The 20,808-nt window shown below is 62.6% G+C and carries 16 protein-coding genes; 9 read left to right on the top strand and 7 right to left on the bottom strand.

All coding sequences use genetic code 11. The features are described 5' to 3' along the window. Nucleotides 1-147 precede the first annotated feature (147 nt). On the top strand, nucleotides 148-2,097 hold the full coding sequence (locus tag GTP45_RS19850) for a phosphoethanolamine transferase (protein WP_161015610.1): 1,950 nt from the start codon (nucleotides 148-150) through the stop codon (nucleotides 2,095-2,097). Nucleotides 2,098-2,108: 11 nt separating this feature from the next. Here GTP45_RS19850 and GTP45_RS19855 read toward each other — a convergent pair whose 3' ends face one another. The 6 genes from GTP45_RS19855 to GTP45_RS19880 form a co-directional block, all read right to left on the bottom strand. Further along, a complete protein-coding gene (locus tag GTP45_RS19855; protein ID WP_161015611.1) occupies nucleotides 2,109-3,560 on the bottom strand; it encodes a TIGR01777 family oxidoreductase in 1,452 nt (483 codons plus the stop codon). Then, on the bottom strand, nucleotides 3,557-4,009 hold the full coding sequence (locus GTP45_RS19860; protein WP_161015612.1) for a cell division protein: 453 nt from the start codon (nucleotides 4,007-4,009) through the stop codon (nucleotides 3,557-3,559). The genes GTP45_RS19855 and GTP45_RS19860 overlap by 4 nt, the downstream gene beginning before the upstream one ends. Further along, nucleotides 4,006-4,392 carry a thiol-disulfide oxidoreductase DCC family protein gene (locus tag GTP45_RS19865; RefSeq protein ID WP_161015613.1) on the bottom strand — a complete coding sequence of 129 codons (387 nt, stop codon included), beginning with the start codon at nucleotides 4,390-4,392 and terminating at the stop codon, nucleotides 4,006-4,008. Before GTP45_RS19865 ends, GTP45_RS19860 begins: the two co-directional genes overlap by 4 nt. Before the next feature lie 55 nt (nucleotides 4,393-4,447). Next, nucleotides 4,448-4,975: a GbsR/MarR family transcriptional regulator gene (locus tag GTP45_RS19870; RefSeq protein ID WP_161015614.1), complete on the bottom strand. Its 528-nt coding sequence runs from the start codon at nucleotides 4,973-4,975 to the stop codon at nucleotides 4,448-4,450. Nucleotides 4,976-5,058: 83 nt separating this feature from the next. Next, nucleotides 5,059-6,660 (bottom strand): methyl-accepting chemotaxis protein, encoded by a 1,602-nt coding sequence (locus tag GTP45_RS29340; protein ID WP_161015615.1) that lies wholly within the window; start codon nucleotides 6,658-6,660, stop codon nucleotides 5,059-5,061. 74 nt (nucleotides 6,661-6,734) lie between these two features. Continuing rightward, a complete protein-coding gene (locus tag GTP45_RS19880; protein ID WP_161015616.1) occupies nucleotides 6,735-8,204 on the bottom strand; it encodes a MutS-related protein in 1,470 nt (489 codons plus the stop codon). Between the two features lie 163 nt (nucleotides 8,205-8,367). On the opposite strand from GTP45_RS19880, the gene GTP45_RS19885 reads away from it, so the two are divergent. From GTP45_RS19885 to GTP45_RS19920, 8 genes are all read left to right on the top strand, one after another. Then, on the top strand, nucleotides 8,368-9,636 hold the full coding sequence (locus GTP45_RS19885) for an efflux RND transporter periplasmic adaptor subunit (RefSeq protein WP_161015617.1): 1,269 nt from the start codon (nucleotides 8,368-8,370) through the stop codon (nucleotides 9,634-9,636). Between the two features lie 24 nt (nucleotides 9,637-9,660). After that, nucleotides 9,661-10,359, top strand: coding sequence for an ABC transporter ATP-binding protein (locus GTP45_RS19890; RefSeq protein ID WP_161015618.1), 699 nt, complete (start codon nucleotides 9,661-9,663; stop codon nucleotides 10,357-10,359). 15 nt (nucleotides 10,360-10,374) lie between these two features. Then, a complete protein-coding gene (locus GTP45_RS19895) occupies nucleotides 10,375-11,691 on the top strand; it encodes an ABC transporter permease (RefSeq protein WP_161015619.1) in 1,317 nt (438 codons plus the stop codon). Between the two features lie 12 nt (nucleotides 11,692-11,703). Continuing rightward, nucleotides 11,704-12,939 (top strand): ABC transporter permease, encoded by a 1,236-nt coding sequence (locus tag GTP45_RS19900; RefSeq protein WP_161015620.1) that lies wholly within the window; start codon nucleotides 11,704-11,706, stop codon nucleotides 12,937-12,939. Between the two features lie 32 nt (nucleotides 12,940-12,971). Further along, nucleotides 12,972-14,318, top strand: a complete 1,347-nt coding sequence (locus GTP45_RS19905; protein WP_161015621.1) for a sigma-54-dependent transcriptional regulator — start codon at nucleotides 12,972-12,974, stop codon at nucleotides 14,316-14,318. Beyond that, the gene (locus GTP45_RS19910) at nucleotides 14,318-15,646 is read left to right on the top strand and encodes a sensor histidine kinase (protein WP_161016143.1); all 1,329 of its coding nucleotides are present in this window, start codon (nucleotides 14,318-14,320) and stop codon (nucleotides 15,644-15,646) included. The genes GTP45_RS19905 and GTP45_RS19910 overlap by 1 nt, the downstream gene beginning before the upstream one ends. A 153-nt stretch (nucleotides 15,647-15,799) precedes the next feature. Then, complete coding sequence (locus GTP45_RS19915) at nucleotides 15,800-16,570, top strand: spermine/spermidine synthase domain-containing protein (protein WP_161015622.1); 771 nt, start codon at nucleotides 15,800-15,802, stop codon at nucleotides 16,568-16,570. 258 nt (nucleotides 16,571-16,828) lie between these two features. Then, nucleotides 16,829-19,261, top strand: a complete 2,433-nt coding sequence (locus GTP45_RS19920; protein ID WP_161015623.1) for a TonB-dependent receptor plug domain-containing protein — start codon at nucleotides 16,829-16,831, stop codon at nucleotides 19,259-19,261. Here the strand turns inward: GTP45_RS19920 and pdxR are convergent. Beyond that, nucleotides 19,209-20,768 carry a MocR-like pyridoxine biosynthesis transcription factor PdxR gene (gene pdxR, locus GTP45_RS19925; RefSeq protein WP_161015624.1) on the bottom strand — a complete coding sequence of 520 codons (1,560 nt, stop codon included), beginning with the start codon at nucleotides 20,766-20,768 and terminating at the stop codon, nucleotides 19,209-19,211. The genes GTP45_RS19920 and pdxR overlap by 53 nt on opposite strands. Nucleotides 20,769-20,808: the final 40 nt, after the last annotated feature.

The following is a 20,808-nucleotide window of genomic DNA, read 5'->3' on the forward strand; positions in this document are numbered from 1 at the left end:
TTGAGAACTCGCGAGTATAGACGTGATGCGAGGCCCAGTCAACCAATTTCACGGCGGAATGCGGCTTGCAAGGGGGAAGCAAACACTAGCCCGGAGATCAAGAAAGACTTGATAATAGCAAATAATTTTAACCGCCAGTCTTCCCGCATGCGATCCCTGTTGCGCCCCGCGCCCCTGTTTGTGTTGATCAGTTACCTGCTGCTGTCGCTGGTGCCGTGCGTGCCGCTGCTGCTGGGCAAGCAGGCGCCGGATCTGGCGCACGTGCTGGCGGTGGAGCTGCTGGCATGGCTGGCGGTGTGGGGCGTGTTTGGGCGGCCGGCCTGGTTCCACTGGCTGCTGATCCCGGCATTCCTGGCGCTGCCGACCGAGATTTACTTGTTCATTTATTACGGCCAGGGGATTTCCACCCACCACCTCGGCATCATTGCCGAGACCAGTCCCAAGGAGGCGATGGAATTCCTCGGCCGCAAAGTGTGGCTGATGGCGGCCGTGCTGCTGGGCGTGATCGCGTGGTGGATCGCGGTGCAGATCGCCGCCCGCCGCAGCCCGGTGCTGGCGTGGCGCGGCAAGACGCGCTGGATCGCGCTCTCTATATTAGTGGCGCTGGCCGGCCTGTGGGCCTATGGCTGGGAATTCGGCGTCAGCGCCAGGCCGGCGGCGCCAGTGCATGCCAGCGCCAGCAAGACTGCCCCGGCCGGGTCGGCCATCGGCTCCGCGCTGAGCTCGGCGCTGCGCTTCGTCGGCATGACCTCGGCCGACACCGCCGCCGTCAGCGAGGATGAGGCGTCGGAGGAAGAGGACGCGGTGGAAGACAAGGATCCTGAGCATGCGGCCGTCGCCGGCGCCGGCCACACCGGCTGGCATTGGCCGGCGCTGCCGTGGCGGGTGCGTTCGCCGCTGGGCTTTGGCGACTTCGCCTCCTCGTGGCCGTTCGGCCTGACCGCGCGCGGCATCGACTTCTACAAGGAGCGCGAATACCTGGCCGATCTTGGCCAGCGCAGCAGCAGCTTCACCTTCAAGGCGCGCCAGCCGGTGCAGAACGATGCGCCGGAAATCGTCATCGTGGTGATCGGCGAATCGTCGCGCTACGACCGCTGGGGCATCAACGGCTACGCGCGCGACACCACGCCGCTGCTCAAACAGGAAGCCAATCTGGTGACGCTGCCCGACGTGATTACCGCCGTCTCGGCAACGCGCCTGTCGGTGCCGGTGATTATCTCGCGCAAGCCGGCCATGCAAAGCCTGAAGGATGGCTTCTACGAGAAGTCCTTCATCACCGCGTACAAGGAGGCCGGCTTCAAGGCGTTCTGGCTGTCGAATCAAATCTCGTTCGGCCAGTTTGATACGCCGGTGTCGGTGTTTGCGAAAGAGGCCAACGTGATCCAGTTCATGAACCTGGGCGGCTTCACCAACAACTCCAACTTCGACCAGATTTTGCTGGAGCCCTTGCAGCACGCGATCAACGATCCGGCGCCGAAAAAGCTGATCGTGCTGCACACGCTGGGCAACCACTGGAACTACAGCCAGCGCTATCCGAAGGAATTCGACAAGTGGCAGCCGTCGCTGTTCGGCGTCGACAAGCCGGTGTACACCGACCTGAAAATCAAGCCGCAGCTGAACAACAGCTACGACAACTCGATCCTGTACACCGACTGGTTCCTGTCGCAAGTGATCCAGCAACTGAAAGGCACGCAGCAGCTGGGCTCGATGGTCTACGTGGCCGATCACGGCCAGACGCTGTACGACGGCAGTTGCAACCTCGCCTTCCACGGCCACAACACGCAGTATGAATTCCACGTGCCGGCCATGGTGTGGTACTCGGACGAGTACAAGGAGCGTTACCCGGAGAAGGTCAGGCAGCTGCTGCGCCACCGCAAGGCGCGGCTGGCGACCGAGAACATGTTCCACACGCTGCTGGACTTGGGTGACATCCAATACGACGATCAAAAGCTGGAGTGGAGCTTCCTGAGCAAGCAATTCAAGCAGCACAAGCGCTACGTCGACAGCTACGGCTGGTCCAACTACGACAACGCCAGCTTCAAGGGCGACTGCCGCGAAGTGATGGACAAGGGCAAACCGCTCAAGCAGGAAAAATAGAATTCTCGACGCTAGCGCAACAAGTTGCGCAGCGCGCCATCCAGTTTCGGATAGGCGAACGTGAATCCACTGCCCAGTAGCTTGGCCGGCACCACCCGCTGCCCCTCCAGCAGCAGATCTGCCTGCTCGCCCAGCACCAGCCGCATGGGCCAGCCCGGCGTCGGCATGCCGAACGGGCGGCGCAGCACCGATGCCGCTACCCGGCTAAACTCCGCCTGCGAGAGCGTTTCCGGTGCAGTGAAGTTATAGTTGCCAGCACCCTGCGTCCGGCACAAATGGGCAATGCCGGCTATCAGGTCATCGACATGAATCCACGACAGCCATTGCTTGCCTCCGCCCAGCGGGCCGCCAAGACCGAGCTTAATCGGCAACAGCATCATCGGCAGCGCGCCTTGCGTGCCGAGCACCAGCCCGAAACGCATGCAGGCAACGCGGACGCCATGCGCCTCGGCAGCGTGCGCGGCCTCTTCCCATTCGCGGCAAAGGTCGGACATGAACATCGCTTGTGGGGCGGCTTGCTCGCTCAATTCCGTGTCGTCGCCGCGCTGCTGTATGCCGTAGTAGCCGATCGCTGACGCCGACAACAGCATGGCCGGCTTATGCTCCGCAGCCGCGATCCAATCCACCAGCTTGCTGGTTAGCCCTACGCGGCTTTGCCGCAGCACTGCACGCCGCGCGGCACTCCAGCGCCAGCCCAAGATACGCGCGCCAGCCAGATTGATCACGACATCAAACCTGCGCGAAGACGGCAACTGCGCCATGCTGGCGATGCACTCAACGCGGCCATCAAACAGCCACGCCGCCTGCTTCACTTGCCGGGTCAGTACCGTAACGCGATGCCCATCGCGCAGCAAAGCGCGTATCAGCCGTTGGCCGATAAAGCCGGTGCCGCCGGTGATGAGGAAGCTTCGTTCCGTGCCGGCAAAGCGCACCGGTGCGCCGCCAGCGTCACGCTCCTGCATGCGGCCGATAGCGCGCGCCGCCCAGGCATCGCGCAAGCCCGACAGGCCCACGCCAACACCGCACAGCGCCAGGAAGATACTCAAGCCGCCGTGAGGTTGCCACACGAGGGCAGTCGGCAGGGCGAACATTCCGGGCGTGCCGATCGCCAGCAATGCAATGAAGGCGCCGCCGTTCATTGCCAACACGGTGTGGGTAACGCGTTCCGTGGCGGGCAGCAGGCGGGTACGGTCTTCCACGACAAAATCCCACAAAGTCAGGATGATTTCAATCGTGAGGACCAGCAGCAGCGCCAGCGCCCACCAGCCTTGGAACGACCACGCCGACAGGCCGATAAACAAGGCGCTGTAAATCAACGCCCGCAACGCATGAATGGACAGTTCTCGCCGCGCCGTGGGCCGGCCAGGCAGTGCCTCGGTCAATTCATGGTGATACAGCGTATCGAACGCGCCGAGGCAGCCCTGCACTGCCATCAGCTGCAAAGCCAGCAGGTGGGTATTCATAGTACGGCCTCTTTTCTTGTAATAGCCCAATCGAGCTTGCATAGCCACAGCAATGGCGGCAGCATGACTGCCACGGCGGCCAGGTCGATCCACAGATTGATCCAGCAATGCGCGCGGGCAGAAATCAGCATGTCCTGCGGCGCCCATACGATCAGGCCGAGAATGAGCATCAGCCAGGCGAAGGCGTTTCTCTGTTGGTCGCCAATCACGGCCAGGCCCGCCATCCAGATCGCTGCAGCTTGTACGGTGGGGCCAAACAGCGATATCCACCAGCTATGCAGCGCCCGGCCGGCCAGCGGCGCCTCGCCGCCGAAGAAAAAGCCCTCGATGCTGCGTCGGTAGGCCTCCGTGATCGCCATCTCCGCGCATAGCGGCAGCAGCACTCCCACCACCAGGTGCACCACGGCCACGCCGTATATCCAGCGAACTAGCAATGATCTGGTTCTCATGATTTGCCCGCCATGTTGCAAACACCATCGGCACACGCTGAGAGACGATAACGATTACGCGCGAGGGTACGGTACATTGCCGCAAACAGCGGCCGCAGCATGCGCCATTTCAGCGGAGCTACCAACCAGCCACGCCCCAGCGCGGTATAAATGGCAACCAGGCTATCGATGCCCACCAACAGACGGCCATCGGCAGTACGTACATGAATCTCCGTGCCCAGCGCCTCCATGCTTACACCGACCTCCTGTAGAGAGAAGTCAGGCGAAGCGATGTCAGAGAAAGCCAGACAGCCAGTACGGTCTCGCACGCGCAGACGCGACATCTGCGCGCGGCAAATGCTGCAGTTTCCGTCGTAGTACAGCATCAGTACAGGCTTATTCATGTTGAGCGCCTCCATCTGTTGTTTCTGTCAAAACAGAAATGATTGGCCAAATTTTTTAATCGCTGCCGAGCAAGCGCGCTACCTTGCCACCCATTTTCAGGAAACGCTGCATGGTCGCCGGCGGCAGATGCTTGTAGTCGTCGTAGGTGGCCGTGAGCATTTCGAGGAAGTCCAGCACTTGATCCATCTTGACCTTGGTCGCCTGTTCTAACTGCGGATCGTTTTCCGCTTCCACGGCGCAGGCGCGCAGCACGGTCAGGGTGGGATCGATCTCGCGCTTCTTGCGCTCCTCAACAATGACGCGAAAGATTTCCCACACGTCCTGCAAGGCAACGAAGTGATCACGCCGGTCGCCGGCCAAGTGGGTTGTGCGCACCAATCCCCAGCTTTGCAGCTCTTTCAGGCTATTGCTAACGTTGGAACGCGCCACGCTCAAGGTCTCGACGATTTCCTCTGCGTGCAACGGCTGGTTAGCCAGAAACAGCAGCGCATGAATCTGCGCCACGGTGCGATTAACGCCCCAGCGCGCGCCCATTTCCCCCCAGTGCAGGATGTACTTTTGAATGGTCGGCGTAAGCTTCATGGATTTCTCTAATTTCTGTCAATACAGAAATAATAGGCCGGGTTTTGGGCGAAGTCAATCATGATTGAATCGCCCAACTATCTTTAGCGCAGCGCCAAGCGGCCAGCGACGCGGCTGCCGCCCGCTGCGCCGGCATCGCCGATCTTGAACACGCTGACTGTCTGCTGCAACTCGCTGGCCTGGTCTTGCAGCGACTGCGTGGCCGCTGCGGCTTCCTCCACCAGCGCGGCATTTTGCTGCGTCACTTGATCCATCTGCGCCACGGCTTGATTGACTTGGTCAATGCCCTCGCTTTGCTCACGGCTGGCGACGGCAATTTCACCGACGATCTGCGTCACTTGATGCACGTCGCCGACCAGCGTGGTCATGGTGGTGCCGGCCTGCTCAACCAGATTGGTGCCGAGCCGGATCTTCTGCACCGAATCATCAATCAGCACCTTAATCTCCTTGGCCGCTGCCGCCGAGCGCTGCGCCAAATTGCGTACCTCAGTCGCCACCACCGCAAAGCCCCGGCCTTGCTCACCGGCGCGCGCCGCTTCCACCGCCGCGTTCAACGCGAGGATATTGGTTTGGAAGGCGATGCCATCAATCACGCCGGTGATATCCACAATCTTGCGCGAGGCATCGTTGATGTCATTCATGGTGCTGACCACCTGCTGCATTACCTCACCGCCCTGCGCGGCGGTGGTCGATGCGCCTTCCACCAGCTTGCGCGCGTGCTGGGCGTTCTCGGAATTCTGCTTGACGGTGCTGGTCAACTCTTCGATCGAGGCGGCGGTTTCTTCCAGCGAGCTAGCCTGCGTCTCGGTACGCGAGGACAGCTCCATGTTGCCGGCCGCGAGTTCCTGCGAGCCGGTGTTAATCACATCCGCACCTTGGCGCACGCGCGACACGGTCGACAGCAAATCGCGCTGCATGCGCTGGATCGCTTTCAGCAGGTGCTGGATCTCGTTATCGCCTTCGGCCTCAATGTGCGCGGTCAAATCGCCGCTGGCGACGCGGTCGAGCTGCGCCACCGCGCCTTCCAGCGGCACCAGCACCGTGGAGCGCAACAGCCAGTGCGCGCCGCCCACCACTGCCAATGCGATCAGCAAGCCGAGCGCCACCAGCCACATCACCACCGTGTACTCGCTGGCGCGCTTATCGGTCAACTCGTTGATCTGCTCATCGCCCAGCTTCTGGAATTTTTCCAGCAACTGCGAAAACGCGGCGCCGGTCGGCGTCAGCTCGCCGGAATTGATGGCCGAGTACGCCGCCGTGTCATCCTTCGCCAGCGCGGCGGAAGCGCGTTCCAGCACGGCGGACAGCTTACGGCCGGCGTCGATCAGATCCTTCTTCAGCTGTGCATCCTGGCCGGGATAGCCAGGCGCTTTTTCAAACTTATCGAGGAAATCAAGCGTGCGCTGGTAGGATTTTTTGGCGTTGGCCAGCGCGGAGTCGCGGTCGGCCTTGTTATCGCTTTCCTTGAGCGCCGCGTAGCCGCGCGTGAGGGCCGAGCGGGTGCGGGTGGTGTCCTTGTAGGCGTCATTGATCGTGATCACCTGCGTTGCGATCTGATGCACTTCGGCGATCGAGCGGTTCGACTGCTGCAAAGCGAAAATCCCCAAGCCGGCGCCCGCCAGCAGCATCACCGCAAACAACACCAGCACGCCCAGCAGGCTCGCCTTCACAGTAATATTTTTCACGCCTAATCTCCTGTTACTTTTAAAAAATTACTAACGGGAAATTATACGCTAATAAAATACTTTCTGAATCTAGCTTAATTTAGGGGGAGGCCCTCTCCTCCGGTGGGATGAGCCATGTAGTTGCTGAGCCATGCGTGGATGCGGTTGGCCTTGGTGGTGATGGCGGGGGCGAAGCCGCGCTCGCTCAATAAGCTGATGCCGTTGGTGTCTTGGAGGATGCCCGGGCTGAGTTGCCATTCGCCGTCACGGCGGCTGACGCACCAAGGTTGCAGGCAGTCCGAAAGCAATGAGGCCAGAACCAGATGGTGCGAAGCCACTACCACGCGTCCCTGCTGCGCCAATGCATGCAGCACTGCCGCTGCCGCCGATACCGATTCAAGGTAGTTCGTGCCGCGGAAGATTTCGTCGATGATGAAGATGGCCGGTCGCTGCGCCGCCAATGCCAGCAGCTCTTGTCCGCGCCGCAGCTCGGCCATGTAGAAGCTTTCGCCAGCGCCCAGCGCATCTTCGTTCTGCATGCTCGAATACACCGGCAGCAGCGGCGTCACCGCGCGCGCCGCGTAGCAAAAACCGAAGGCCCGCGCGGTGATCAGGTTCAGGCCCACGGTACGCAGCAAGGTGCTCTTGCCGACGCCATTCTGGCCGGAGATGAAGACGCCCTGCTGCGCCATGCCGAAGTCCAGCGCCGCCGCATCCGCCAGCAACGGATGCACTACCTGCGCCATCTCCACTGCATCGCCCTGCTCAGCCCAGCAATGGGGCGTGGCCGACAAATGCCGCGCCAATGCCAGATCCGCATCCAGCACCGCCACGCGTTCAAAACTGGCGCGCAGGAAGCCGATGTTCTCGCGCACCACGTCGCGGCTGCGGAAGTAGTGGCGCACGTTTTGCAGCCATAGCCAATCGCTGTACTCGGCCACGCCCGGCATGCCGGACATCAGCGAACGGCTCAAGCGCCGATTGAGTTTGCCCGCCTGCGCCGCATCGTCCCAAGGCAGCAGCGAATGCGCGCGCAGCATCAGCTGCGTGCTATCGAGGATGCCGCCCCACTCCTGCACCGCCTCGTGATAACGCATCTGTATCGCGCACAAGGACAGCCACAAGACCAAGGTCACGATCCACATCGGCATCCACCCCATGCCCAGCGCTGCGGCGGCCGATGCCAAAAACGCCAACGGCAACCAGCCCAGCACAGGCAGCCAGCGCGGCGACGATGGCAGCGCCGGGCCAAACAAGGTCTCGCTAATCTCTCGATTTGCACGGCGCAGATCCTTGGTCGCGGTGAGCAGTTGAACCCGCGCCGCGTCATCCGCCATCAAGCCGCGCACGCGGTCAGCGGACACGGACACCTCGCCGCCGGACGCTGCGTACAAGCGCCGATGCAGCTCCTGCTGGCCGAAGATGCTGGTCTCACGCGCCAGCTCGGCGCTGTAGGCCGGCAGCAGCAGGTCGTCCCACGTTTGCTGATCCATCAGGGCATCCGCACCGGACTGCATGCGGCGATAAAGGGCAATGTCGCTAGGGACGAAAGGGTAATCGGTCATGGACAGCCAATTGGCGGCGGTTGCCAATTTTTCAAGTCCGCCCCGGACAGCGCGGACGCCTGACGGACAGCGGACACGAACGTCCGCTCCATATAAATCAATCACTTAGCGTGTGGCACGCTTTCTGCATAACGTTGCGTATCTACTCACAAACGAGCAATCCATGATCCGCGACACCTCATCTCAAGACGCCGTCATTGCCCCACCCAAGGGACAGTTCACCAAGCGCCGCATCATCATCGCCGCCGCTGCCGTGGCGGTGCTGGCCGCCGGCTGGTCGCTGATTCACACCTGGCGCGGCAGCGACCATTCCGTCAATATCTCGCGCCTGCGCATCGCCGAAGTGGGACGCGGCACCTTGATCCGCGACGCCGCCGTCAACGGCCGCGTGGTGGCCGCCGTCAGCCCAACCCTGTACGCGCCATCGCTGGCCACCGTCACGCTGAAAGTCCACGCCGGCGACACGGTCAAGAAAGGCGATGTCCTCGCCGTCCTCGAATCGCCCGACCTGTCCGACGCGCTGAAACGCGAACAAGCCGCCTACGCCCAAACCGAGGCCGACGTGGCGCGCCAGCGCATCCTCGCCCGCAAACAAAAGCTGCTGGCCCAGCGCGACGCCGACACCGCCGAAATCGACCGCGTCTCGGCCCAGCGCACGCTGGAGCGCTACGACGCCGTCGCCAACGAAGGCGCGGTCGCCAAGATCGAATACCAGCGCGCCAAGGACGCCGTGAACTCCGCCGTCATCCGCGCCAAGCACGCCACCGAGGCATCGGCGCTGGAAAACGACAACGTGGCGCTGGAACTGGAATCCAAAATCAAACAGCTGGATCAGCAGCGCAGCACCCTGTCCAACGCCCAGCGCCGCGTCGATGAACTGACGGTGCGCGCACCGGTTGATGGCTTCATCGGCACCTTGTCCGTGGCCGACCGCAGCGTGGTGCCGGCCAATACGCCGCTGATGACGCTTGTCGACTTGTCGCGCCTTGAAGTGGAATTGGAAGTCCCCGAAACCTACGTCTCCGACATCGGCATCGGCATGAATGCGGAAGTCAATTACGGCACCGGCACCACCACCGGCAAGCTGTCCGCGCTGTCGCCGGAAGTGGTGAAGAACCAGGTGCTGGCGCGCGTGCGCTTCAACGGCGAGCAGCCGGCTGGCCTGCGCCAGAACCAGCGCCTCACCGCGCGCCTGCTGATCGACGAAAAACCAAACACCCTGATGGTGCAGCGCGGCCCGTTCGTGGAATCGGAAGGTGGCCGCTATGCCTACGTGGTCCGCGACGGCATCGCCATCCGTACCCCGATCAAGCTCGGCGCCACCAGCGTCTCCGCCGTGGAAATTCTCGGCGGCCTGAAACAAGGCGACAAGATTGTTGTAGCCGGTACTGAAACCTTTGAGAACGCCGAACGCGTCTCGATCAATCAATAAATAACTTTACCCAAGAGGCCCTCCATGCTGCGCATGAAAAACCTGAGCAAAGTCTATCGCACTCACATGATCGAAACGCACGCGCTGCGCGGTTTCGAGATCGACGTCAAGCAAGGTGAATTCGTCACCGTCACCGGCCCTTCGGGCTCCGGCAAAACCAGCTTCCTCAACATCGCCGGCCTGCTGGAAGAATTCACCGACGGCGAGTACATCCTGGACGGCATCAACGTCAAAGGCATGGACGACAATGCCCGTTCGCGCCTGCGCAACGAGAAGCTGGGCTTCATCTTCCAGGGCTTTAACCTGATTCCCGACCTGTCGCTGTTTGATAACGTCGACGTGCCGCTGCGCTATCGCGGCTTCAACGCCGCCGAACGCAAAGAGCGCATCGAAGACGCGCTGGCGAAAGTCGGCCTGGCCTCGCGCATGAAGCACTATCCAGCCGAACTGTCGGGCGGCCAGCAACAGCGCGTGGCAATCGCGCGCGCGCTGGCGGGTTCACCCAAGCTGCTGCTGGCCGACGAACCGACCGGCAATCTGGATACGCAAATGGCGCGCGGCGTGATGGAACTGCTGGAAGAGATCAACGCTCAAGGCACTACCATCCTGATGGTGACCCACGATCCCGAACTGGCGGTGCGCACCCAGCGCAATGTCCACATCATCGACGGCCAGGTGTCCGACCTGGTGCGCAAGGCGCCGTCGCTGTCCAACGTCGCCTAAGCCGAGGAGCGCAGCATGTTCCAATACTACTTCCTGCTGGGTGTGCGCAGCTTGCGCCGCAACCCTGCGCTGACCGCGCTGATGGTGCTGACGCTGGCCATCGGCGTGGCCGCAAGCGTCGCCACGCTGACCATCCTGCACGTGATGTCAGGCGACCCGATTCCGCACAAGAGCGACCGCCTGTTCGTGCCACTAGTCGACAACGGCGACATCGAGAACTACAAGGCCGGCGACAAGATCGACGACGATCAGTTGAGCTACCGCGACGCCGTCAACATCATCAACAGCAAGGCCGGCGAACGCCGCACCGCCGTCTTCGGCATCGCCATCGCCATTGAGCCTGAGCGCAAGGACATCGGCGCCTTCAACGCGCGCGGCCTCGCGCCGACCGCGGACTTCTTCAATATGTTTGAAGCGCCGTTCCTGCACGGCCAAGGCTGGAGCCCAGCCGACGACAAGGCCGGCGCCGACGTGGTAGTCCTGAGCCGCAAGCTGTCGGAAAAACTGTACGGCGACGCCGACCCGGTCGGCAAGCGCATGACCATGGGCGGCTTCCAGTATCAAATCGTCGGCGTGCTGAATACCTGGAACGTGGTGCCGCGCTTCCACCGCATCATCGGCAACAACGACGGCGCCTTCAGCGAAGAGGAGGAAATGTACATCCCCTTCTCCAACGCCATCCGCCACGAGTTCCCCCGCAACGGCAGCACCAGCTGCCACCAGGATATCGCACCGGGCTTCCAGGCCTTCCTCGATTCCGAGTGCACCTGGATTCAAGGCTGGATCGAAACCCGCAGCGCCTCCGACCGCGCCGAGCTGCAAAGCTTCCTCGACTCCTACGCCATCGAGCAGCGCAAGCTGGGCCGCCTGAAGCGCGCCGCACCGAACATGCTGTACGACGTGCGCGAATGGCTGGACTACCAGAAGGTGGTCGGCAATGACAACAAGCTGTCCGTGTGGCTGTCCTTCGGCTTCCTGGTACTGTGCCTGGTGAACACCATTGGCCTGCTGCTGGCGAAGTTCTCGGTGCGCGCAGCGGAAGTCGGCATCCGCCGTGCGCTGGGCGCCTCGCGCCGCGAGATCTTCGCCCAGTTCCTGATCGAGACCACGGTGGTCGGCCTGGTCGGCGGCCTGCTTGGCCTGCTGCTGGCCTTCGGTGCGCTGGCCTTGATCGCCATGCAGTCCAAGGCGTTGACGCTGGTCGCGCACATGGACTGGGTGATGCTGCTCACCACCTTCGGACTGGCCGTGGCTTCGGCGATCATCGCCGGCCTGCTGCCGACGTGGCGCGCCTGCCAGGTCACGCCGGCCCTGCAACTGAAATCTCAATAAGCGAGCGCCATCATGGAAATTCGTCCTATCCTGTCTGCGCTGCTGCGCAGTAAAACCGGCCCGATACTGGTGGCGATACAGGTCGCCCTCAGCCTCGGCATCCTCGCCAACGCGCTGCACATCGTGCAGGTGCGGCAAGCCGTGTCGGCCCGTCCTTCCGGGCTGGAACGCGAACAAGATATCTTCGTGCTGACGGTGCGCCACCTGAAAAAAGGCGGTCACGAAGACCAGCTGGCGACCCAGCGTAAGGATACCGCCACGTTGCGCGCCGTGCCGGGCGTGCTGTCTGTGTCCGAGACCAGCCAGATGCCGCTGTCGCGCTCCGGTAACTACACCGGCCTCGCGGTAGACCGCAAACAGACTCGCAGCACGGTGCAGGCGAGCGGCTATCACACAGCCGATTCGCTAGTGAAAACGTGGGGCTTGAAAATGATCGAGGGCCGCGATTTCCTGCCGAATGAAGTGCCGGAGATCGACGTCAATACCAGCGACGACTTCCCGAAAGTGGGGATCGTCACCCGCGCGCTGGCCGAGAAAATGTGGCCGGGCCAGAGCAGCTACGTCGGCAAGACGGTGTTCTTCGGCACCGGCGAAAAGGCGCGCAGCGTGCAGCTCGTTGGCGTGGTGGATCGCCTGCAAACGCCGGGCGCGCAGATCAGTGAAACCGGCGAGTACTCGATCATCACGCCGGCGCGCCTGACCGGCATTGAGGTCACCCACTACACCATGCGCGCCGAACCGGGCCAGCTGGATCGCGTGATGAAGGAAACGGCGGAAGCCATTCGCACCGCTTCGCCAACCCCGGTGGTCACGCGCGCGCGCGCCGTGAGCGAAATGCGCAGCGAACGCTATCGCGCCGATAACGCTCTGGCGTGGATGCTGGTGACGGTCAGCGTGCTGCTGTTGCTGATCACCGCCAGCGGCATCGTCGGCATGGCCAGCCTGTGGGTCACGCAGCGCCGCAAACAGATCGGCGTCCGCCGTGCACTGGGCGCGCGCCGCATCGACATCCTGCGCTACTTCATTACCGAGAACTTCATGATCACCAGCGCTGGCGTAGCAGCCGGCCTGCTGATCGCGCTCGGCTTGAACCAGATGCTGGTCAGCCAGCTGGAGATGCCGCGCCTGCCGGCCGGCTACCTGCTGGGCGGCGCCGCCATCTTCTGGGCGCTGGGCGTGATCGCGGTGTATGGCCCGGCATGGCGCGCAGCCAGCATCTCGCCAGCGACGGCAACGCGCAGCGCGTAGTGCATGGGCCTTCATGATGTTATGCTTGCGGCATGCCTACCGTATTAATTATTGACGATAACGCGGCCGTGTCCGTGGCCCTCGACGTGCTGTTTTCGCTGCACGATATCGAGGCGCTGCGGGCGGCCTCGCCCGAAGCCGGCCTGGCCATGCTGGAGCAGCACAGCGTGGACCTGGTGATACAGGATATGAACTTCACCGCCGACACCACGTCGGGCGAGGAAGGCACGGCGCTGTTCAAGGCGATCCGCGAGCGCTACCCGGATCTGCCGGTGATTCTGCTGACCGCGTGGACGCACCTGAATGCGGCGGTGGATTTGATCAAGGCAGGTGCGGCCGACTATCTGGCCAAGCCGTGGGACGATCACAAGCTGATCGCCACCGTGAATAATCTGATCGAACTGGGACAGGCCAAGCGCGCCTTGCAGCAGCGCGTGCAGGGCGAGTTGCGCCAGCGCCGCGAACTGGAACGCGGCCATGATTTGCGCGGCATGGTGTTTCAAGATCCGGCCACGGAACGCGTGATACACCTGGCGTGCCAGGTGGCGCGCGCCGATGTTCCGGTGCTGATCTCCGGCCCGAACGGCACCGGCAAGGAACGGATTGCAGAAATCATCCAAGCCAATTCCTCGGTGCGCAATGGGCCGTTCGTGGTGCTCAATTGCGGCGCGATTCCTTCCGAGTTGATTGAAGCGGAATTGTTCGGCGCCGAGGCGGGTGCGTACACCGGCGCGTCCAAAGCACGCGAGGGCAAGTTTGAAGCGGCCGATGGCGGCACGCTGTTCCTCGATGAAATCGGCAACCTGCCCTTGGCTGGTCAGATGAAGCTGCTGCGCGTGCTGGAGACGGGGCGCTTTGAGCGGCTGGGCTCCAACCGCGAACGGCAGGTGAAAGTGCGCGTAGTCAGCGCCACCAATGCGGACTTGCAGGCCATGATCCGGGCCGGCACCTTCCGCGAGGACTTGTTCTATCGCCTGAACGTGATCGAGTTGCGCTTGCCGCCGCTGGTGTCACGTCCGATGGATATCCTGCCGCTGGCAATGCACTTTCTCGGCGAAGGCAAGCAACTGCATGCCGATGCGCAGGCGGCCTTGCTGTCGCACCAATGGCCGGGCAATGTGCGCGAGTTGAAGAACGTGATGATGCGCGCGGGCTTGCTGGCCAGTGGAGACGTCATCAAGGCGGCCGATCTTGGGCTGCCTGCGGCCAGCATGAATAACGCCGTTGGCGACGACAGCAACCGCGAACCAGACCGCGACGCCATCAGCCTGGCGCTGAGCCGCGCCGGCGGCGTGGTCGCGCAAGCGGCGGCGGAACTCGGCCTGTCGCGCCAAGCCCTGTACCGCCGCATGGAGCGGCTCGGCATCGTCCGTCCGTGATGGAGCGCAAGCGCGGCCTGCGGCTCTCGCTGCTCACGCGCTGGACGGCGCTGGTGGGCACGCTGCTCACGGTCGGCATCCTCATCGCGCTGGCGATGGATCACTTCTTCCCCAAGAATCCCGGACTGGTGATCGCCGTCTGCCTGCTATGCGTGCTGCCGCTGTCCATCATCACCATCCGCGCAGAACTGGAGCGCATGCTGTCGCTGTTCCGCGCGCTGACCGGCACCGTCACCAGCTACAAGGACGGCGACTTTTCCTTCAGCCTGCACTGGCCGCAGAACGATGAGCTGAGCGACCTGGTTATCGCCCACAATGAACTAGGCGACGTGCTGCGTCAACAGCGTCTCGACCTGGTGCAGCGCGAACTGCTGCTCGACACCATGGTGCAAAACACGCCGGTCGCGATGCTACTGGTCAGCGAGTCCGGCCCCATCGTCTACGCCAACGTCGCCGCGCGCCAGTTGCTCAACCAGGGCCGCAAGCTGGAGGGCCATAAGCTTGACGACGTTCTGACCAACGCCTCGCCTGCATTACTGGAAGCCTTAGAGCGCGGCGGCGACGGACTATTCAGCACCAAGGACGATGAAGAGGAAGACGTCTACCACCTAGCCCGCCGCAGCTTCAACTTAAACGGCCGCAGACACGAACTGCTGCTGCTGCGTCAACTGACCATGGAACTGCGCCGCCAGGAAGTCCAGACGTGGAAGAAAGTCATCCGCGTGATCAGCCACGAATTGAACAACTCCCTGGCGCCATTGACCTCGCTGGCCCACTCCGGCGCGGAGCTGGTGCGGCGCGGGCAAACCGAGCGGCTGCCGCAAATCCTCGGCACCATCGAAGAACGCACGCGCCACCTGGAGAGCTTCATTCTCGGCTACGCGCGCTTTGCCAAACTGCCTGCGCCGCGCCTTGAAACGCAGGCGTGGCAGCCGTTTTTGACGCAGCTGGGCGAGCAAGTCATCTTCCAGCAAATCGGCGAAGCGCCTGCCGAGCCGTGCGCCTTCGATCCGGCCCAACTGGAGCAAGCCTTACTCAACCTGCTGAAGAACGCCCACGAATCCGGCTCGCCAGCCGATCAAGTCAGCCTTGAAGTGCGCCGCCTGCACGAGGGCGTGCGCATCGACGTGCAAGACCGCGGCCCCGGCATGAGCGACGCGGTGCTGACCAACGCGCTGGTGCCGTTCTACTCCACGAAGCGCAGCGGCACAGGACTGGGCTTGGCGCTGGCACGCGAAATCGCCGAAGCCCACGGCGGCCGCATCACCCTCACCAATCGCGAGGGTGGCGGGTTAACAGTAACCCTACTTCTACCCCTGATTAGCTAAAGGGCCGGCGAAGCTGTTAACCCGCACGGCGGCGAACCGGGGGCAGATCCGCAGGATCTGCGGGCATAGCCCTATCCCTGACCATGGGTCAGACCCCTTTCGGCTTTGGGTTACAGCGCGGCTCAATCATCTGCCGGCTGGTAAACTAGCGCCATGAGCAAATCTCCCACCATCCGTTTCGACCAGCCCGGCCACCCGCCTGCCACCATCACCGAATACCAGGGCGTGCGCAGCCTGCATCTCGGCACCTCATGGGTGCAGGGTGCGATGCGCATCGCCAAGCCAGACAACATCGAGCTCGAATACGTGCAGATGATGATGATGTGGCTACTCTTCAACGACCAGCCGCAGCACATCGTGCAACTGGGTCTGGGCAGCGCTGCACTCACCAAGTTCTGCTACCGCCGCCTGCCGCAAGCGCGCGTGACCGCCATCGAACTCAATCCCAATGTGATCGCCATGTGCGAGGCGCAATTCGGCCTGCCGTCCAACGACGCCCGCCTGAACGTGCGCGAAATGAACGCCATGGACTTCGTGCTCGATCCAGCCAACCGCAACACGGTCGATATCCTGCAAGTAGATTTGTACGACGAAGAAGCGCGCGGCCCGGTACTGGACTCGCAAGAGTTCTACCAAGGCTGCGCCGACGTACTGCGCGACGGCGGCATGATGACCACCAACGTCTTTGGCGACGACTTCACCAACTACGACAAGAACCTGCAAACCATGGAATTGGTGTTCGACGCGGTGGTATGGCTACCAGAAGTACACGACGCGAACATCGTCGTCATCGCGTTTAAGAATTCGCCGTCGCTGGACTTCAGCGCGCTGTATGAACGTGCCGCCGAAATCAAGAAAACCTTGAATCTACCGGCGAAAAACTGGGTCAATGGCCTCAAGGGCTGGATGCGCGATCACCAGTAGTTTTCCGCATATCGATATGCAAGTGCCTCATACCGATGCGCGCGCGCCACACTTTTGTGCACACTTGCACCATGATCGTTCCGGGCCGCCGGTCACTTTACGATACATTGAGTTACAAAGCACGGAATATTAGCAATTGTGCATATTCCGCAACATTGTGGTGCATGCCGCGTTGTCGCTCTTCGCGTGCAACCCTTAGTATTTTTATCAACGGCCCTACCCCGCTGGCCGTCTTCAAATACCAAGAGAGAAAACACAATGCAAAGAGCACCTCAATTCAAACGCACCTTGCTGGCCAGCGCTATCCTGCTGTTGGCTGCGCAAAGCGCCTTCGCGCAATCGTCTACCGACAGCAGCGCCAAGGCCGATGAACAAACCGTCGTGGTTCTCGGTTCGCGCTCGGTCGCCAAGACTGCACTCGACACCTCGTCGCCGGTCGGCCTGATTAGCCAGAAAGACCTGCAAACGGCCGGCCCGCTGGAACTGGGCAAGCTGCTGCAAACGCTGGATCCGTCGTTCAACTTCTCCACCACCTTCATCAGCGACGGCACCGACTCGATCCGTCCTGCCACCCTGCGCTCGCTCGGCCCTGACCAGGTGCTGGTGCTGATCAACGGTAAGCGCCGCCACCAGCAGGCGCTGGTCAACGTGCAGCAAACCATTGGCCGCGGTTCGGCCGGTACCGACATCAACGCCATTCCACTGGCGGCGATACACCACATTGAAGTCCTGCGCGACGGCGCCGCGGCCCAATACGGCTCGGACGCGATCGCAGGCGTGATCAACATCGTCCTCAAATCGAACATCGGCGAGACTGCGCTGAGCGGCCAATACGGCACAACCTCGGAAGGCGACGGCGACAACTACTCGGCCAGCGTCAATCGCGGCTTCGCACTGGGCGAACAAGGCGGCTACGTCAACCTGACCGCCGAATGGCGCAAGCGCGACGAAACCAACCGCGCCGGCCCGGACTCGCTGCGCACCAATCCACCGCGCGTTACCCAGCACATCGGCGACAGCAACACCAAGGATGCCTACCTGTGGTGGAACGGCGCACTGCCGATCGACGCCCACAGCGAGTTCTATGCCTTCGGCGGCGTCTCGCAACGCAAGAGCGATTCGTTCGGCTTCTTCCGCTCGGCCGGCGACGACCGCACCGTGCCGGCCGTGTATCCGAACGGCTTCCTGCCTGCGATCAGCACCGACATCAAGGATGCTTCGTTCGCCTTCGGCTATCGCCGCGACCTGGTAGGCGACTGGAAAGCGGATTTCAGCATCAACTACGGCGCCAGCGAACTGGCCTTCCATGAATCCAATACCCTGAACGTCTCGTACTGGTACGAGCCTAAACCGGGCGGCGGCATCTACGCCGAATCGGCGCGCGAAGCCGACACCGGCACGCTGAAATTCAACCAGCTGACCTTCAACGCCGACGTCAAGGGCCCGGTCAAATTTGGCGACACCGTGGTATCGCTGGCCACCGGCTTTGAGTACCGCCAGGATAACTACCAGATCGTCGCCGGCGATCCGGTCTCCTACCAGTATGGCCGCACCAACAACCCGGCCATCATCATCAAGACCCCGAGCGGCGCGACCGCTGCTGCCGGTACCCAGGGCTTCCCAGGCTACACGCCTGGCACCGCAGTGGATTCGGGACGTCACAACATCGCCCTGTTCCTCGATGCTGAAACCAAACCAGTCAAAGAGCTGACCCTGGGCGGCGCGGTGCGCTACGAAAAATACTCGGACTTCGGCGACACCGTCACCGGTAAGCTGAGCGCCCGCTTCGATCCGTCGAAGGAAGTAGGCTTCCGCGCCAGCGCATCGTCCGGCTTCCGCGCGCCGAGCGTGCAGCAGGAGTTCTACAGCTCCGTGTCGACCAACCTGAATAACGGCGTACTGACCGAGACCCTGACCGCGCGCCAAGGCAGCGCTGTCACGCAGGCCTTCGGCATCAAGCCGCTGAAGGAAGAAACCTCGACCAGCATCAGCGGCGGTATCGTGTTGCGCCCTGCATCGAATGTATCGCTGACCGCCGACGCCTACCAGATCAAGATCAAGGACCGCATCGTGTTCTCGAGCGAGATCGCACCGGAAGCCGGCGGCGGCCCGATCGCCAACATCCTGAAGCCGCTGGGCGTAGGCCAGGCGCAGTTCTTCACCAATGCGGTCGACACCCGCACTCGCGGCCTGGATATCGTGGCGGAACACACCACCAAGTTCGATGCGTCGAAACTGGTGCTGTCGGCCCAACTGGGCTTCAACAAAACCGAAGTGACCAAGCGCCACTCGACTTCGTCGGTGCTGAGCGGTGCCAAGCTGTTCGACCAGTCGCAAGTGACCCTGATCGAACGCGGCCAGCCGCGCAAGCACCACGTGGTCGCTGCTGACTACTCGGCCGGCGCATGGAACTTCAACACCCGCGCCAACTACTTCGGCGAGGTCTATGCCGAGAACTTCAGCCCACTGCAAAAGTGGGATGCTCGCTGGCTGGTAGATGCAACCGTGCGTTATGGCTTCAGCAAGCGCACCTTCCTGAGCGTGGGCGTGAACAACGCGTTCAACCAGTTGCCGAACAAGTGGACCAACGGCGGCGACTTCCCGAAACTGGGCTTCACCCGCTGCTGGGAAACCTGCCCTATCGGCGTGAACGGCCGCTCGATGTACGTGCGTGCTGATACGGCGTTTTAATTGAACGGTTGGCGGCGTAGGCCGCAAGGTGAATGATCGCCGCCAACTGTTTGATGAGTCCTTCCATTTGCTCGGCTGGCACTTGTGCGTAGCCGAGCATCAATCCCTTCCATCCCGAATCGCCTTGCGTGTCGTGCGTGCTGAGTGCATTGACGGCGATGCCGTGTTCCTGCGCTTGCGTCACGATGGCCACGTCGTCGATACGCGCGTCGTTGAAGCGCAGCGATAGGTGCATGCCGGCCGAGCCGCCGTGTACTGTCGCTACTGATCCCAAATGTTTTTCCAATGCCGCCACTAGCGCATCGCGCCGCTGGCGATACAGTCTGCGCATACGGCGCAGGTGAACAAGGAATTGGCCGCTGCGCAGGAACTCGGCCAGCGCCAGTTGTTCGGCTACGCGGCCGCGTGGCGCTGATTGCGCGCGCATCTGTGCGAACGGTTCGGCCAGCGCGGCCGGCACCACCACGAAGCCGATGCGCAGCGAGGGAAACATGGTTTTGCTGAAGGTGCCGAGGTAGACCACCGGCGCATCCGGCGCCAGGCCTTGCATGGCGTGCAGCGGTGCGCCGTCGTGGCGGAATTCGCTGTCGTAGTCGTCTTCAATGATTAGGGCGCCAGCAGTGCGCGCGGCTTCGATGAGGGCGAGACGGCGGCGCAGGCTTAACACGCTGCCCACCGGGTATTGGTGCGATGGCGTGGTATAGATCAGGCGTGGTGGCCGCAGTAGCCAATCCTGCGCGGTTGGAGCCATGCCGTCGTCGTCCACGTCGATGCCTTGTACTGCGAGCCCTGCGCCCCGTGCGGCGGCCATGGCGCCACCGTAGCCGGGATTTTCGATCCAGATGGTGTCGCCTTCGTCGGCCAAGGCGCGCATGCAGAGATCAAGGCTGTTCTGCGTGCCGTCGGTAATGAACACTTGTGCGGCTTCGCACACCACGCCGCGCGAGGCGCGCAGGTGATCGGCAATGGCGGCGCGCAGCAGCGGTTCGCCGGCGGTGTCGCCGTAGTTGAGCTGTACCACCGTCATGCTGCGCAGGGCGCGTTCCAGCAAGCGCCGCCACAGCGCCATCGGGAATTGCTCCAGCGCCGGCACGCCCGGCACGAAAGCCCCCATGCGATCGGCCGGTCCCGGCACCGGCCGCAAGTCACGCATGCGCTGCGAGAGGCCAAGTTGCGGCACTGCCGCCGCGTCCCCCCGGCTCCGGCCACCGCGCCCGGCCCGCGCATGATCCCGCGCCGGTTCTGGCCCCACGCTGGCCACCACCGTGCCACGCCGGTCGGTTGTTACGAAGCCCTCGCTGGCTAGCTGTTCGTACGCATACAGCACCGTATTGCGCGCCACGCCCAACTCTTCGGCCAACGCGCGCGAGGCAGCGAGCCTTGTCCCTGCTGCCAGCGTGCCGCTCCTGATGGCCGCACGCAGGCACTCGTGCAGCAAGCGCTGACGCGGCCAATTGCGATGCCCATGCTCCGCCGCATAGCCGTTGACCAGCAGATTAAAGTCCATTCGTGGCTCCACAAAATTAGCAATCTCTGGATCTATTTCT

This window comes from Duganella rivi (genome assembly GCF_009857435.1).
Classification (GTDB): domain Bacteria; phylum Pseudomonadota; class Gammaproteobacteria; order Burkholderiales; family Burkholderiaceae_D; genus Rugamonas; species Rugamonas rivi.